The organism is Streptomyces sp. NPDC045022, from assembly GCF_056432605.1.
Genome location: NZ_JBWKIR010000001.1, coordinates 66,828 through 81,607, shown reverse-complemented (window position 1 = coordinate 81,607; position 14,780 = coordinate 66,828). Strand labels below are relative to the sequence as shown.

At 72.5% G+C, this 14,780-nt stretch carries 12 protein-coding genes and 2 pseudogenes; 13 read left to right on the top strand and 1 reads right to left on the bottom strand.

All coding sequences use genetic code 11. From position 1 onward, the window contains the following. Nucleotides 1-73: 73 nt before the first annotated feature. From xylB to AC07C1_RS00400, 8 genes and pseudogenes are all read left to right on the top strand, one after another. Nucleotides 74-1,534: a xylulokinase gene (gene xylB, locus AC07C1_RS00435; protein WP_478935920.1), complete on the top strand. Its 1,461-nt coding sequence runs from the start codon at nt 74-76 to the stop codon at nt 1,532-1,534. 28 nt (nt 1,535-1,562) lie between these two features. Then, a complete protein-coding gene (locus tag AC07C1_RS00430; protein WP_478935919.1) occupies nt 1,563-2,771 on the top strand; it encodes an ROK family protein in 1,209 nt (402 codons plus the stop codon). 479 nt (nt 2,772-3,250) lie between these two features. After that, nucleotides 3,251-3,973 (top strand): APC family permease, encoded by a 723-nt coding sequence (locus tag AC07C1_RS00425; protein ID WP_478935918.1) that lies wholly within the window; start codon nt 3,251-3,253, stop codon nt 3,971-3,973. A gap of 323 nt (nt 3,974-4,296) precedes the next feature. After that, nucleotides 4,297-5,311: pseudogene (locus tag AC07C1_RS00420) on the top strand (acetamidase/formamidase family protein). Nucleotides 5,312-5,508: 197 nt separating this feature from the next. Continuing rightward, on the top strand, nt 5,509-6,114 hold the full coding sequence (locus tag AC07C1_RS00415) for an N-acetylmuramoyl-L-alanine amidase (protein WP_478935917.1): 606 nt from the start codon (nt 5,509-5,511) through the stop codon (nt 6,112-6,114). A 155-nt stretch (nt 6,115-6,269) separates the two neighbouring features. Further along, complete coding sequence (locus tag AC07C1_RS00410) at nt 6,270-7,577, top strand: GAF domain-containing protein (RefSeq protein ID WP_478935916.1); 1,308 nt, start codon at nt 6,270-6,272, stop codon at nt 7,575-7,577. A 55-nt stretch (nt 7,578-7,632) separates the two neighbouring features. After that, nucleotides 7,633-9,156 (top strand): acetaldehyde dehydrogenase ExaC, encoded by a 1,524-nt coding sequence (gene exaC, locus AC07C1_RS00405; protein WP_478935914.1) that lies wholly within the window; start codon nt 7,633-7,635, stop codon nt 9,154-9,156. A 16-nt stretch (nt 9,157-9,172) separates the two neighbouring features. Next, nucleotides 9,173-9,313 (top strand): hypothetical protein, encoded by a 141-nt coding sequence (locus tag AC07C1_RS00400; protein WP_478935913.1) that lies wholly within the window; start codon nt 9,173-9,175, stop codon nt 9,311-9,313. Between the two features lie 177 nt (nt 9,314-9,490). On the opposite strand, the pseudogene AC07C1_RS00395 reads toward AC07C1_RS00400, so the two are convergent. Then, nucleotides 9,491-9,604: pseudogene (locus tag AC07C1_RS00395) on the bottom strand (IS630 family transposase); the annotation flags it as partial. A gap of 599 nt (nt 9,605-10,203) precedes the next feature. Here AC07C1_RS00395 and AC07C1_RS00390 point away from each other — a divergent pair. From AC07C1_RS00390 to AC07C1_RS00370, 5 genes are read left to right on the top strand one after another with little or no spacing between them, the layout of a single operon-like run. Then, entirely contained in the window at nt 10,204-10,314 is a 111-nt protein-coding gene (locus tag AC07C1_RS00390; protein WP_107047813.1) for a keywimysin-related RiPP, read from the top strand. A 26-nt stretch (nt 10,315-10,340) separates the two neighbouring features. Then, nucleotides 10,341-12,191, top strand: a complete 1,851-nt coding sequence (locus AC07C1_RS00385; RefSeq protein WP_478935911.1) for a lasso peptide isopeptide bond-forming cyclase — start codon at nt 10,341-10,343, stop codon at nt 12,189-12,191. Nucleotides 12,192-12,221: 30 nt separating this feature from the next. Beyond that, a complete protein-coding gene (locus AC07C1_RS00380; RefSeq protein ID WP_478935910.1) occupies nt 12,222-12,476 on the top strand; it encodes a lasso peptide biosynthesis PqqD family chaperone in 255 nt (84 codons plus the stop codon). Then, nucleotides 12,473-12,910, top strand: a complete 438-nt coding sequence (locus AC07C1_RS00375) for a lasso peptide biosynthesis B2 protein (RefSeq protein WP_478935909.1) — start codon at nt 12,473-12,475, stop codon at nt 12,908-12,910. The genes AC07C1_RS00380 and AC07C1_RS00375 overlap by 4 nt, the downstream gene beginning before the upstream one ends. Beyond that, a complete protein-coding gene (locus AC07C1_RS00370) occupies nt 12,907-14,757 on the top strand; it encodes an ABC transporter ATP-binding protein (RefSeq protein ID WP_478935908.1) in 1,851 nt (616 codons plus the stop codon). The genes AC07C1_RS00375 and AC07C1_RS00370 overlap by 4 nt, the downstream gene beginning before the upstream one ends. Nucleotides 14,758-14,780: the final 23 nt, after the last annotated feature.

Genomic DNA, 14,780 nt, shown 5'->3' with positions numbered 1-14,780 from the left:
CCATGTCTTCGACAGCAAGGTGTCTTCCACAGCCCACCGCACATCCCGCACAGACGCGGAAGAGGAGAGCCCGATGTCAGCAGCCGAGGGTCCGCTCGTCGTCGGCGTGGACACATCCACCCAGTCCACGAAGGCGCTGGTCGTCGACGCGGCCACGGGGCAGGTCGTGGCCGGCGGTCAGGCGCCGCACACCGTGACCGCCGGCGCGGGCCGGGAGAGCGATCCGCGTCAGTGGTGGGACGCCCTGTGCGAGGCGCTGCGCCAGTGCGGCGACGCGGCGCACGAGGCGGCGGCGGTGTCGATCGGCGGCCAGCAGCACGGCCTGGTCACCCTGGACGAGCACGGCGAGCCGGTGCGTCCGGCACTGCTGTGGAACGACGTCCGGTCCGCTCCGCAGGCCCGCCGTCTGGTGGAAGAGCTGGGCGGCCCCAAGGCCTGGGCGGAGCGGACCGGCAGCGTGCCGGGGGCGTCGTTCACGGTCACCAAGTGGGCCTGGCTGGCCGAGCACGAACCCGACGCGGCCCGTGCGACCCGGGCGGTCCGGCTCCCCCACGACTACCTCACCGAGCGCCTGACCGGGCAGGGCACCACCGACCGCGGCGACGCGTCCGGCACCGGCTGGTGGGCGTCGGGCACGGAGGCGTACGACGAGGAGACCCTCGCGCATGTCCGACTGGACCCGGCCGTGCTGCCCCGCGTGGTGCGCCCCGGCGAGGTGGCCGGTACCGTCCGCGACAGCCATGACCTGCCGTTCTCCAAGGGCACGCTGGTGGCACCCGGCACCGGTGACAACGCGGCGGCGGCGCTGGGGCTCGGGCTGCGCCCCGGGACCCCGGTGCTCAGTCTCGGTACGTCCGGCACGGTGTACGCCGTCTCCACGCACCGTCCGGCCGATCCGACCGGCACGGTGGCGGGCTTCGCCGACGCGCACGGGGACTGGCTGCCGCTGGCCTGCACGCTGAACTGCACGCTCGCCGTGGACCGCGTCGCGGCCCTGCTGGGCCTGGACCGGGAGGCCGTGGAGCCGGGCGGTTCGGTGACGCTGCTGCCGTACCTGGACGGCGAACGCACCCCCAACCTGCCGAACGCCTCCGGTCTGCTGCACGGGCTGCGCCACGACACGACGGCGGGCCAGTTGCTGCAGGCCGCGTACGACGGCGCGGTGCACGCGCTGCTCGGGGCCCTCGACCTGGTCCTCGATAAGGACGCCGACCGCAGCACCCCGCTGCTGCTGATCGGGGGCGGGGCCCGGGGCACGGCCTGGCAGCAGACCGTGCGCCGCCTGTCGGGGCGGCCCGTGCAGGTCCCGGAGGCCGGGGAACTGGTCGCCCTGGGTGCGGCGGCGCAGGCGGCCGGACTGCTGACCGGGGAGGACCCCGCGGCCGTGGCCCGCCGCTGGAACACGGCCGCGGGCCCGGTGCTGGAGGCCGTGGAGCGGGACGGGCAGACGCTGGACCGGATCACCGGGGTACTCTCCGACGCGGCCCCGCTGCTGGAGCGGAAGGCCGAAGCCCAGCCGCGCACACAGAGCTGAGTGGCAGACACCGAGGATTGACGGAGGCATGACCGTACCGCCGCACGAGGCCCGCCCGCCGGGCAACGGCCGTGCCCTGCCGGACACCCAGCGGGGAATGCGCCGGCGCAATCTCGCGCGCGTGATGCACGCCGTCAGCATCGAGGGTTCGCTGTCGCGAGCGGCGGTCGCCTCGCGCGTCGGTCTGACGCGGGCGGCGGTGTCGACGCTGGTGGACGAGCTGATCCGCTGGGGGCTGCTGGAGGAACTGGGCCCGGAGCGGCCGGGCCGGGTGGGGCGGCCCGGGTCGGCGCTCGCGGTGAGCGGCCGGGGTCCGGCCGGGATCGGGGCGGAGATCGGCGTCGACCACCTCGCGGTGTGCGCGGTCGATCTGCGCGGGGCGGTCCGCGCGCGGGCCGTGCGACACGGCGCCAACCGGGGCCGGGCGCCCGGGCCGGTGATCGAGGAACTGACGGCGCTGATCCGCCGGGTCGTCGCGGAGGCCGAGCAAGAGGATCTGTGGCCCGCCGGGCTCGCGATCGCCGTTCCCGGACTGGTGGCCCGGGACGGGCGGACGGTCGTCCGTGCCCCGAACCTCGACTGGCGCGACACGGACCTCGGCGGCCTGCTGCCCGGTGGATGGCCGCTGACCGTGGACAACGAGGCCAACTTCGGTGCGCTGGCCGAGTTGTGGCTCGGTGACGGCGCCCCGCGTGACTTCCTGCACGTGTCGGCCGAGATCGGCATCGGTGCCGCGGTCGTCGTGGACGGCGGGCTGCTGCGCGGCACCCGGGGTTTCGCGGGCGAGCTGGGCCACGTGCCCGTGTGGCCGGACGGGCCCGCCTGCCCCTGCGGCGGCCGCGGCTGCCTCGAGCAGTACGCCGGCGAGGAGGCGGTGTCGCGCGCGGCGGGACTTGAGCCACGCGAGGACCTGGTACGGCTGCTCGCGGAGCGAGCCGAGGAGGGCGACGAGAGCGTACGGGCGGCCCTGCGGGACGCCGGCACGGCACTCGGGATCGCCCTGACCGGGGCGGTGAACCTCCTCGACCCCGAGACGGTGGTCCTGGGCGGGGCGCTGGCCGGACTCTCACCCTGGCTGTTGCCGTCGCTGGAGGCGGAGCTGACCGGCCGCACCGCCGGACCGGCCTGTCCGGTGGCGGTGTCCCGGCTGGGCCCGGAAGGCCCGCTGCTGGGCGCGGCACACTCGGTCGTCCGGTCCGTACTGGACGACCCGGCCGCCGTATCGGAACGCTCCTGACGTCTCCCGCCGGAATCCGGCGCCGTCGCCTGCCTCTTACACCGCGGCTGCCGGTGCTTCTGCCACCGCGCCGCATCGGCGCTTCGTCCACCACGGCACGTCGGCGCATCGTCCATTCCCCCGCCTCGCGCTCCCTCCCGGGCGGCACTTCCGCGCGGCCGCACTGCACGCCGTGGCGCGAGCGGGGAGCGTGGTCTGGCTGCGGGAAGGAGTGACGCCGCGTCAGGACGGGACCTGACGGCACGTCGCCGCTCGGGACGACATGCCCGGACTCGCCCGAACGGGTGGCCGAGTTGTCCACAGGTGGCGGGTTGTCCACGGAACCGCGCCGTGCCCTTCTGCGCAACCCACCCGAGTCGTACCGTGTTTCGCACGAGGCGCGGCTGCCGGGCCGTCACGGTCGGCGGGCGCCCGCGGAATGAGATGAGGGGAATTCACACGCGACCGGTGACAGCGGGCTGACACGGATCGGGGGACACATGCACAGGGAGACGACGACCGGGGCGCTGCGACGCGACGCCGTCGGGTTGCGCGAGGTCCTGTTCCAGAGCGTCACGGCGATGGCGCCGGCCGCCGCGGTGGCCGCGTCGATTCCGTCCGGCGCCGCGTTCGCGGGCGGCAGCCTGCTACTGGCGGTGCTGATCGGGGCGGTGGTCAACTCCACGATCGCCAACGCCAACGCGTGCGCGAACGTCTCGGCCCGCGCGGCCTTCGCTCTCGCCCGCACCCGGGTCCTGCCGCGTCTGCTCGCCACGCTCCATCCCGGGCGCCGATCCCCCGTGGCGGGCATCGCGGTACAGACCGTCGTGGCGGTCGGAGCCGTGCTGGGACTGGGCTTCGCCTACGACCCCGTGACCGCGTTCCTGCTCCTCGCCACAGTCATCGTCACGGTGGTCGTCGGTGTCTACATGGTGGTGAACCTCGCCTGTGCCGGCCACTTCCTGCGGGCCGGCGGGGCTGCCTTCTGGCCGGTACGGCATCTGCTGCTGCCGGTGCTGGGCATCGTCGCGTTCGTGCCGGCGCTGCTGACGGCCGCCGGCCTCCCGGTGTTCGACTTCGTGACCGGACGGACGGCACCGGTGTCCTACGCCGGCCCGGTGGTCGGCAGCTGGATGGCGATCGGCGTATTCGTGCTGCTCGTGCTGATACGGCGTCACCGCGAGCGCATAGCCGAGACCGCGCGGGTGCATCTCGACGACTAGCCCCGGTCGGCCACCGGCAGGACGGGACCGTGCCGCGCTGACCGGCCCTACCCGACCGACCGCCGCCACCCGGCCGACCGGCCTACACCGAGCCGACCACGCTGCCCGGCCGGCCGGCCTACACCGGCCGACAGGCTCTCACCGACCGACCGACCGGTCCCGGCCGGTGGGGAGGGGCTCGGTCCGCCCACGTGCATCGCCGGACCGGAGAGGTCGCGGTCCCTGGCAGGCCGTCAGCACCCGTCGGGCCCGGGCGGAGGCCGCCCGCCACCCCGGGCCACCGCATCCCACGACCACCCCAGCGAGAAGGGACCCATGTCACGATGGTCGACCCCCGGATCCTCACCGTGCGCCCGCAACCGGACCAGTACGCCTGGACCTTCGGCGGCGCGGCACCCGTGGCCCGCATCGCTCCCGGCACGGTGCTCGACCTGTACACGGAGGACTGTTTTCGCGGGCCGGGTCCGCTCCGAGAGGGACCTCGTCTCCGAGGTCTGCGAGTTCCCTTTCCTCAATCCACAGACCGGCCCCTTCCACATCGACGGCGCGGAGCCCAGCGACACGGTGGCCGTGCACTTCGTGTCGATCGAGCCGGCGCGCGACTGGGCCGCGTCCACGACGGTCCCACTCTTCGGGGCGCTCACCTCCACACACACCACGGCCTCCCTGCAACCACCGCTGCCGGAGCGGGTCTGGATCTGGCAGCTGGACCGGGCGCGGCGCACCGCCCTGTTCCAGGCGCAGGACAGTGACATCGAGGTGGAGCTGCCCCTGGATCCGATGCACGGCACGGTCGACGTGGCCCCTGCCAACCTGGAGGTGCGCTCGGCCCTGGTCCCGGACGCGCACGGCGGGAACATGGACACCCCCGAGATGCGGGCCGGTGTCACCTGCTATCTGGGCATCAACGTCGAGGGCGCGCTGCTCAGCCTCGGCGACGGGCATGCCCGGCAGGGTGAGGGCGAGACCTGCGGGGTGGCCGTGGAGTGCGCGATGAACACGGTGATGGTCGTGGACCTCCTCAAGGACGTCGTCACGCCATGGCCCCGGCTGGAGTCGGACACGCACATCATCTCGACCGGATCGGCCCGCCCCCTGGAGGACGCCTTCCGCATATCGCAGCTCGACCTGGTGCAGTGGCTGGTGCGCGACTACGGGTTCAGTGAGCCGGACGCGTACCAGTTCGCAACCCAGACGGTGGAATCACCGTTGGCCAACGTGTGCGACACCAACTACACGTGCGTGGCCAAGCTCCGCAAGGAGTGGCTGCCCGCGCGGGAGACCTACCTGGGTGTGCACGGGCGCCTGCGGGAGACCGCGCGAGCGCTGCGCGGCTGATGTCTCCTCCGTACCCGCCGGAGGCCCCCAACAGCCCGGAAGTTCCGCCCCGCAGCCCGTAAGCCCTCCCCCCACAGCCCGTGAGTTCCGCCCCTCGAGCCGCGAAAGTCGCGCCCCTCAAGGCCTGGTCGCCGCACCCCCTCTCGATGGTCCCGCTCCCCCTTTCCCGCTCCCCTGACTCCCGGAAGGCCCCCGCGATGGACATGGACCGCCCGAAGCAGCGTTTGAGCAGACGCCGGCTCCTGAAGGGCGCGGCACTGGCCGCGGTGCCCTACGCGCTGCTCCCCGCCCCCCACGCCGGCGCGCAGACCGCGGCCGTCGACTACCCACCCGCCGAGTGGCAGTCGGCGAGCACCTCCAACTACACGTCGTCCGAACGCCCGGACAGCTATGCCATCGACCGGGTGATCATCCACGTCACGCAGGAGACGTACACCGACGCGCTGGCGATCTTCAAGAATCCGCAGAAGAAAGTGTCCGCGCACTACCTGGTGCGCTCGGCGGACGGACACATCGCGCAGTGCGTGCGCGAGAGCGACATCGCCTGGCACGCGGGCAACTGGGACTACAACACCCGCAGCATCGGCATCGAGCACGAGGGGTGGGTGGACCAGCCCGCCTACTTCACCAACGCCCTCTACGAGCAGTCGGCGAGGCTCACGGCGGCGATCTGCGACAAGTACGGCATCCCCAAGGACAGGGAGCACATCATCGGCCACTCCCAGGTGCCGGGCACCGATCACACCGACCCGGGACCGAACTGGGACTGGGCCCGTTACATCCGGCTCGTCAATTTCTCCTAGCCGACCACCGGGCCGCCCGCCGAGCCGACACGCCCCGAAGACGGAGCCACCGCCGAGCCCGGGCGAACCACGTCGAACAGGTTGTCCGCACGAACACTGCGAGTGACGATGGTCTCAGCCGCAGCACCGCCCGTTCACGGCCCGGGGAGGCCCAGTTGACCGATCCGTGGGTGGCCCTGGCGCAGGGGGCCGACCCCGCCGAGCACGTCCGCGCGCTGCGCCGGGCGCACGAGACGTTCACCACAGTGGGCACGGTGCCGCGACCGGTGCGGTCGGTGGTCGCGGAATCCTGGCGGCGCAGCGCGCGGGCCGGGGTGGGGCCGGACGGCACCGCCAGCGTGGAGCTGACCGACGGTGACCTCAGCGCCTACCGCGCGGAGCATCCGCTGGCCCGGGTGATGCCTCTGTTCCGCGAGCTGCTGGGCACCTTCGCCGCCGACGGCGAGCATCTGCTGGCGGTGTGCGACGCGCACGGCAGGCTGCTGTGGGTGGAGGGGCATGCGGCGACCCGGCGCCGGGCGGACGGGATGAACTTCGTGCCGGGGGCGCGCTGGTCGGAGACCGCGGTCGGCACCAACGCGCCGGGCACCGCGGTCGCCGTGGGCCGGCCGGTGCAGGTGTTCGCCGCGGAGCACTTCATACGGCGGGTGCAGCCGTGGACGTGCGCGGCCGCGCCCGTGCACGATCCGCGTACGGGCCAGGTGCTGGGCGCCGTGGACATCACCGGTGGGGACGGGCTGGCACATCCGCACAGCCTCGGCTTCGTGCAGGCGGTGGCGCGGGCCGCCGAGGCGCAGCTCGCCCTGCTCGCCCCACCGGGCCGCGCCGCGGACACGCCGCTGCTGGCCGCGCTGGGCCGGGACGAAGCCGAACTGGTGCTGGCCGGCCGGCGGATGAGACTCAGCCGCCGGCACAGCGAGATCCTCGTGCTGCTGTCCCGGCATCCGCAAGGAATGACCGGTGACGAGTTGCTGTGCGCGCTGTACGCCGACGAGTCCGTGACCCCGGTGACCCTGCGTGCCGAGCTGGCCCGGCTCCGCAGGTTGCTGGGTCCGGGATTGCTCGCCTCACGGCCGTACCGGCTCGAGGCGGCGGTCGACTCGGACGCCACCGTGGTGGAGCGGCGGCTGGAGGCGGGTGCGCTCACGGCGGCGGCGGAGGCGTACACCGGCCCGCTGCTGCCCGGTTCGCAGGCGCCGTCGATCGTTCGGCTGCGGGACCGTCTCGCCGGCGGCCTGCGGACGGCGCTGATCGCGCACCGTGACCCGGACCTGCTGGCGGACTGGGCGCACGCGGCGTGGGGCGAGGACGACGTCGAGGTGTGGCGGGCGCTGGCGGCCGTGCGCCCCTCGGCCCCGGTGCGGGCGCGGCTCGCCGCGCTGGAGGCGGAGTTGACTGTGACGGCCGGCCGGGCAGCGGCGCGGATCTGCGGCGCAACGTACTTGCAACGTCCGCCTGCCTAGCCTCCCGCCGAGAGCTGCCCACGGCGGGCAGCACTGCACCGGGAGGCAGACCAGCATGACTCGTTACTCGGCGCCGGGCACCGAAGGCGCGATCGTCTCCTACCAGGCGCGCTACGACCACTTCATCGGCGGCGAGTACGTGCCGCCGCTGCGCGGGCAGTACTTCGAGAATCCGTCGCCGGTCAACGGGCAGCCGTTCACCGAGATCGCGCGCGGCACCGCGGAGGACGTCGAGCGGGCGCTGGACGCGGCGCACGAGGCCGCGCCCGGATGGGGCCGTACGTCGGTGACGGAGCGCTCCGACATCCTGCTGAAGATCGCCGACCGGATGGCGGCCCATCTGGAGCCCCTGGCGGTCGCCGAGAGCTGGGAGAACGGTAAGCCGGTTCGGGAGACACTGGCGGCCGACATCCCGCTCGCGATCGACCACTTCCGTTACTTCGCGGGGGCGATCCGCTCGCAGGAGGGGTCGCTGGGCGAGCTCGACGACGACACGGTGGCGTACCACTTCCACGAGCCGCTCGGTGTCGTCGCGCAGATCATCCCGTGGAACTTCCCGATCCTGATGGCGACGTGGAAGCTGGCGCCGGCGCTGGCCGCGGGCAACGCGGTCGTCCTCAAGCCCGCTGAGCAGACCCCGGCCTCCATCCACTACTGGGTGAGCCTGATCGCGGATCTGCTGCCGCCCGGTGTGCTGAACATCGTGAACGGCTTCGGTGTGGAGGCGGGCAAGCCGCTGGCGTCCAGCCCGCGGGTGGCGAAGGTCGCGTTCACCGGGGAGACCACGACGGGGCGGCTGATCATGCAGTACGCCTCGGAGAACATCAAGCCGGTCACCCTCGAACTCGGTGGCAAGTCGCCGAACATCTTCTTCGACGACGTGTGGGCGCACGATGACGACTTTCGTGACAAGGCGCTCGAGGGCTTCACGATGTTCGCGCTCAACCAGGGCGAGGTCTGCACCTGCCCGTCCCGGGCGTTGATCCAGCGCGGCCATTACTCGGAGTTCCTCGAGGCGGCGGTCGAACGCACCCGGCGGATCAAGCCGGGACATCCCCTGGACACCGACACGATGATCGGCGCTCAGGCCTCCAACGACCAGCTGGAGAAGATCCTCTCCTACCTGGACATCGGCCGGCAGGAAGGCGCGAGGGTCCTCACCGGCGGGGAACGCGTGGAGTACGACGGCGAGTTGAAGGGCGGCTACTACGTCCAGCCGACCATCTTCGAGGGCGACAACCGCATGCGGATCTTCCAGGAGGAGATCTTCGGCCCGGTCGTCTCGGTGGCCTCGTTCGACGACTTCGACGACGCCGTGAAGATCGCGAACGACACGTTGTACGGCCTCGGCGCGGGCGTGTGGACCCGGGACATCAACACGGCGTACCGCGCGGGCCGGGCGATCCAGGCGGGCCGTGTGTGGACGAACTGCTACCACGCCTACCCCGCGCATGCGGCGTTCGGCGGCTACAAGCAGTCCGGGATCGGCCGTGAGACGCACAAGATGATGCTGGAGCACTACCAGCAGACGAAGAACCTCCTGGTCTCGTACTCACCGAAGAAGCTGGGGTTCTTCTAGACGCAAGAGAACCTCGATGCTCCGGCACGCGCTGCGCCTGCTCTTCGAACGCTTCCCCGACGCCCAACTCGCCACGGAGCGAACCGCGCCGAAGAGGCTGCCGAGCCTCATCAGCAACGGACACACCTCCGTCCCCGTGCGCCTGCGCCCGATGTAGAGCCACTGACCGATACCGACGAGGAAGACCACCATGACCGCCCCGCCCCGACCACGCCGCTCACCCCGGCCGAGAGGCGCATCGCCCAGCCGGGAATCTGCACGCTCCAGCTGGTGCCGTGCAGCAGCAGGTCCAGCCCGGCCGGCCTCTGACACCGCCTGCGGAAAGCGCGGTCGAGCGGGCATCGCCGGGGCCCTTGGAGGCCAGGGCCTGCCGACCGCCCGAAGCCAACGCCCGACGCCGGCGGCTCGCCGACCTACCCGTCACCCTGAACCGCCGGGCCGCACAGCGCGGCCCACGACAGCCGCCACACCCCCGCGTAACCCGCCCCCTCAAAGATCTCCAGAGGTGCGGGAACGCGGTGTGGCTTGGTGGCCAAGACGTCAGGACCGACCCCGTCCGTTCATGTCCGGCGGGGCCGTGCGTCCGTTCCGGCACGGCCCGGCGGCTTCGCCTGCACTCGGCCGTCGGTGAGACATCTGGTGAACGCTTGGAGTGGAGCGCCAGGAAGGGGCGCGTGTCCACGGGCGCGGAGTGCGCCCGGCGGCGCTCGCCCATGGCTGTCGTCAGGCGCGTCCGGAGGAGCGGCAGGTAGCTGCAAGGACACAGCCCATATCGTTTCATCCACCAAGCGCACCCCCGAGCCGCACGACAATGCAGTGTCAACACAACCACCAGGCGAGGTGCACGCATTCCGGGCGTTTCAACTTTCACATATTATGCGACTTTTATGAGCGCCCTTGCCACCGGCTCACGTTCTGCAGCTAGCTGGGTGATGCGCCCACTTTCGGCCCGGGTTCCCGATGAACCCTGGGCAGACCGACGGCACACGGGCAGTGCCGGGTCGTCGGTCAGGGAAGCGGTCGGGAAACCGCACGTGAGGAGTAGTCATGAAGAAGGCATACGAGGCACCGACGCTCGTCCGGCTCGGCACCTTCCGGAAGGAAACGGGGCTCCTTCAGCGCTCCGGCAACGACCGGCTGATCCTGAGCAAGAACTGACGACCGACGGTCCTTGACCCGACGTCATGACTGAACTGCACGAAAGTCCGGGGACGGGCCCCGGCGACGCGCACTTCGCGGTCTTCACCGACCGTGCGGACGCGGCCGCCGTGGCCCGCTCCTTCGCCCGCCCCGGAAGCCGGATCCTCGCGCATGCGTCGGGCCGGCCCTGGCTGGTCGGCCGCTGGCACGACGACGAAATGGTCATGGCGACCGCCGGCGGTGCCGCCGTCGCCGTCGTCGGCTGCTGCCCCATCGACGCCGGTGAACTGCGGCGGCGGGCCGCACGGTTGCGCGATCTCGCGGAGCTCGACGCCCTGGCCCGCTCCCTCCCCGGCAGTTTCCACCTCGTCGGCGCCCTCGACGGACAGATCAGGGTTCAGGGCACCGCCTCCGGCCTGCGACTGGTCTTCCACGCGGAGACGGACGGCGTACGGGTGGCCGCCACCCGTGCCGACACGCTCGCCGCCGTCCTGGGCCTCGACCCCGACGTGGAAGAGCTGGCCGTAAGGCTGCTGTGGCCCGCCCCGTATCCGCTGTTCGAGACGTCTCTGTGGCGCGCGGTCACCGCCGTTCCTCCACAGGACGCCGTGATTGTCGCCGCGGACGGGCGCACCGTACGGCATACCCGGTGGTGGACACCGCCGGAGCCGGTCCGGCCGCTCGCCGAAGCGGCGCCGCAGATCCGGACCGCGCTGGAGGAGGCCGTCGGCGCGCGCACCCGGCAGGGCGGCGTGGTGAGCTGCGACCTGTCCGGCGGCCTGGACTCCACCTCCGTCTGCTTCCTGGCCGACCGCTCCCCCGCCCGCGTGGTGGCCAGTACATGGCCGGGACGCGATCCGGCGGACACCGACCTGTACTGGGCGGAGCGGGCGATGGGCCACCTCCCGGACGTCGAGCACGTGGTCTGGGACGCCGACGCGTCGCCGCTGGTCTACGAGGACCTGCTCGCCATCGACGACCTCCTCGACGAGCCCACCATCGGCGTCATGGACCGCTCCCGGGTCCTGCATCATCTGCCCGGCCTCGCCTCACGCGGCAGCCGGTTGCACCTGACCGGCATCGGCGGCGACCACGTGGCATGGTGCTCAGAGGCGTACTACCACCGGCTGCTGCGCGGCCGTCCGCTCTTCGCCCTGCGCCAGTTGCGCGGGTTCCGGGCACTGTGGCAGTGGCCGCTCGCCGGCACGGTCCGCGCTCTCGCCGACTCCCGGCCGTACGGGAAATGGCTCGCCGACGCCGCCGGCCGACTGCGTGGCCCGTTGGCCCCGTCGGTCGCGACGGGTCTCGGCTGGGGCATGGCCCCGCGCCTGTTCGACTGGGTGACTCCCGACGCCGAACGGATGGCCCGTCAGGCACTGCTTTCGGCCTCGGAGACCATCTCGCCACTGCATCCGGACCGTGGTCTGCACACCGACCTGGAACAGATCCGCTCGTGCACCCGCGTCGTCCGGCAGTGGGACCGGATGGCAGCCCGCGCCGGCCTGCCGATGGCTTCTCCCTTCCTCGACGACCGCGTCATCGAGGCGTGTCTCGCCGTACGCCCGAGCGAGCGCGTCACGCCCTGGGCGTACAAGCCCGTCCTGAGCGCCGCGATGCGCGGGATCGTGCCCGAGGCCTGCCTGCGGCGGGCCAACAAGGCCACGGCCTCCATGGACGCCTCCAACGGACTGCGGGAACACCGCGCCGACCTGCTGGCCCTGTGGGAGGACTCGCGGCTGGAGGCGCTGGGCCTGGTGGACGGCGCCGAACTCCGCCGCCTCGCCCGGAGGCCCGCCTCTCCGGGGCTGTCCGACGCCATCCTCTACTCCACGATCGCCGCGGAGGTGTGGCTGCGGGGACTCGCCCGCAGCCGCACCCATGTCCCGCACCCCTGACCACGTCCCCACGTCAGAAAGGCCCCCCACATGCCCCTGCGGTTCGGTGACAATGTCTCCACGGCCGAGACCGACTACGGCACGGTACTGCTGGACGAACGGGCCGGCACCTACTGGGAGTTGAATCCGACCGCCACTCTGGTCGTGCGGACGCTGCTCGACGGCGGCGAGGAGTCGGACGCGGCCGCCGCCCTGGTCCGGGAGTTCGACATCGACCAGGCGCAGGCCGTGCGGGACGTCGGGACGCTCGTACGGGAGTTGCGGAGCTCGGGGCTCGCCTCATGACGACGCCCAGCGCGCTGGAACGACCCGCCGGTGTTCCTGTGGCCCGGCGCCTGGCCGCCCGCCTCGTCCTGCTCCCCGCCGTCGTCCTCGCTCTTCTGCCGCCCCGCCGCATCCGCACCGTACTCGGCATCCTGCGGCGCGGTGCCGCGCCCGCCACCGCCGCGCAGGCCCAGAACGCGCGCGACGCCATGTGCGCCGCCAGCCTGCGCTGCGCCGGACCGAAGGGGTGCCTGCCACGCTCTCTGGGGGCGGCACTGGTGTGCCGGCTCGGCGGAACATGGCCGACCTGGTGCACCGGCGTACGCGTCGTCCCGCCCTTCACCGCGCACGCCTGGATCGAGGCGGAGGGCCGTCCCGTCGGCGAGGGTGTGCCGGACGGCTACTTCGCCCGGCTCGTGGCCGTCGACCCGCTGCCACGGTCGACCGCCCGATGACCGGCACGACGGTTCCGAACGGCGGCCGGGGCGCGGTCGCCGAGGGTGACAAGTCCACCCGGGCGGCGGTGGCCACGATGTACCGGCTCACCGCCGGGCACCGGAGCGCCGTCGCGGTCGCCACGGTACTGACCCTCGTGGGCTCCGCCCTGGGACTGGCCCAGCCGCTCGTCGCCAAGCACGTCGTGGACGCGAGCGGCCGCGGGCAGGTCGTCTGGCCGCTGCTGGCACTCCTCTGCGCACTGTTCCTCACCGAAGCGGTGACGGGAGCCGCGGGACGCTTCCTTCTGGAACGGATGGGAGAAGGTGTCGTACGGCAGCTCAGACACGGGCTGGTGGGGCGGCTGCTCCGGCTGGAGATGAGGGAGTACGAACGCCACCGGGGCGGCGACCTCATCTCCCGGGTGACGGCCGACACCACCCTGCTCCGGGAGGTCGTGTCGCAGGCCCTCGTCGATCTGGTGACGGGAAGCCTTGTCGCCGCCGGGGCGATCGTCATCATGGCGTGGCTCGACCCCCTGCTGCTGCTCCTGGTCGCCGTCACCGTGGCCGCGGCGGCCCTGGTCGTGGCCTCGCTACTCACCGGCATCAGAGGCGCGTCCGAACAGATGCAGGACTCGGTCGGTGCCATCGCCGCCGACCTGGAACGCGCCCTCGGTGCCCTGCCGATGGTCCGGGTGCACCGCGCCGAGGAACGCGAGGCGGCTTGCATCGGCGCACGCGTCGAGGCGGCCTACGGCGCGGGGGTACGCACCGCGAAGCTGGCTTCTGTCATGAGCCCCGCTGTCGAACTCGCCGTTCAGGGTTCCTTCCTCATCGTCCTGGTCGTCGGCGGCCTGCGCGTCAACGGCCGGGCCGGCTCCCTCGGCGACCTCGTCGCCTTCCTGCTGTACGCCTCGTACCTCGTCCTGCCGCTGTCCTCCGTCTTCCGTGCCGTGGGCCTCATCCAACGCGGGATGGGCGCCTACCAGCGCATCGACGAGGCGCTCCGTCTACCTGTCGAGCCCACCCCACCGCGGATCACGGGAGTCCGCACGCACACCCCCCGGCCGGCCGTGCCGCCCACAACCCCCGCGCAGCCCGCCCTCGCCCTGCGCGACGTCCGCTTCGGCTACGCCCCGGGCAGGCCGGTCCTCCGCGACGTCTCGTTCGCCGTCGAGCACCGGCAGCACGTCGCCCTGGTGGGGCGGTCCGGAGCCGGCAAGAGCACGGTGTTCGCGCTGGTGGCGAGGTTCTACGAGCCGGACGCGGGCCACGTGCTCTTCGACGGACGGCCTGCGACCGAACTCACCGTTGACGCATGCCGCCGGCGCATCGCGGTCGTCGACCAGAACACTCACGTCGTCCACGGCACCCTGCGCGACAACATCGCCTACGCCGTGCCCGACGCCACGGAAGCGGAGATTCGGCGCGTCACGGAACTTGCCCGACTCGAAGAAGTCGTCGACCGGCTGCCCGGCGGCCTGAGCGCCGTCATCGGTGAACGCGGCAGCACCCTCTCCGGCGGCGAACGGCAACGCATCGCCCTCGCCCGCGCGTTGCTGGCCCGCCCCGCGTTGCTCCTGCTGGACGAGCCCACCTCCCACCTCGACGCGATCAATGAATCGGCGCTCACCACCGTCATGAAAGACGTCGCCCGGGAGTGCGCCCTGCTGGTTGTCGCCCACCGCCTGTCCACCGTGCAGCACGCCGACCACATCATCGTCCTGCACGACGGCCGCACCGCCGCCGGCGGACGCCACGAGGAGTTGCTGGCCGACAACGCCCTCTACCGCGAACTGGCCGCCAGCCAGATGCTCCGGCCGGGCGGGGAGCCCCGCGGCGCCGGAGCGGGGACGGCCGGTTGACACCGCGGCGTTCCCGGATGTCA

Excerpts from the sequence above, each read along its gene's own strand:
- xylB (WP_478935920.1), top strand. The coding sequence starts at position 74 with ATGTCAGCAGCCGAGGGTCCGCTCGTCGTCGGCGTGGACACATCCACC.
- AC07C1_RS00430 (WP_478935919.1), top strand. The coding sequence starts at position 1,563 with ATGACCGTACCGCCGCACGAGGCCCGCCCGCCGGGCAACGGCCGTGCC.
- AC07C1_RS00425 (WP_478935918.1), top strand. The coding sequence starts at position 3,251 with ATGCACAGGGAGACGACGACCGGGGCGCTGCGACGCGACGCCGTCGGG.
- AC07C1_RS00415 (WP_478935917.1), top strand. The coding sequence starts at position 5,509 with ATGGACATGGACCGCCCGAAGCAGCGTTTGAGCAGACGCCGGCTCCTG.
- exaC (WP_478935914.1), top strand. The coding sequence starts at position 7,633 with ATGACTCGTTACTCGGCGCCGGGCACCGAAGGCGCGATCGTCTCCTAC.
- AC07C1_RS00400 (WP_478935913.1), top strand. The coding sequence starts at position 9,173 with ATGCTCCGGCACGCGCTGCGCCTGCTCTTCGAACGCTTCCCCGACGCC.
- AC07C1_RS00390 (WP_107047813.1), top strand. The coding sequence starts at position 10,204 with ATGAAGAAGGCATACGAGGCACCGACGCTCGTCCGGCTCGGCACCTTC.
- AC07C1_RS00385 (WP_478935911.1), top strand. The coding sequence starts at position 10,341 with ATGACTGAACTGCACGAAAGTCCGGGGACGGGCCCCGGCGACGCGCAC.
- AC07C1_RS00380 (WP_478935910.1), top strand. The coding sequence starts at position 12,222 with ATGCCCCTGCGGTTCGGTGACAATGTCTCCACGGCCGAGACCGACTAC.
- AC07C1_RS00375 (WP_478935909.1), top strand. The coding sequence starts at position 12,473 with ATGACGACGCCCAGCGCGCTGGAACGACCCGCCGGTGTTCCTGTGGCC.
- AC07C1_RS00370 (WP_478935908.1), top strand. The coding sequence starts at position 12,907 with ATGACCGGCACGACGGTTCCGAACGGCGGCCGGGGCGCGGTCGCCGAG.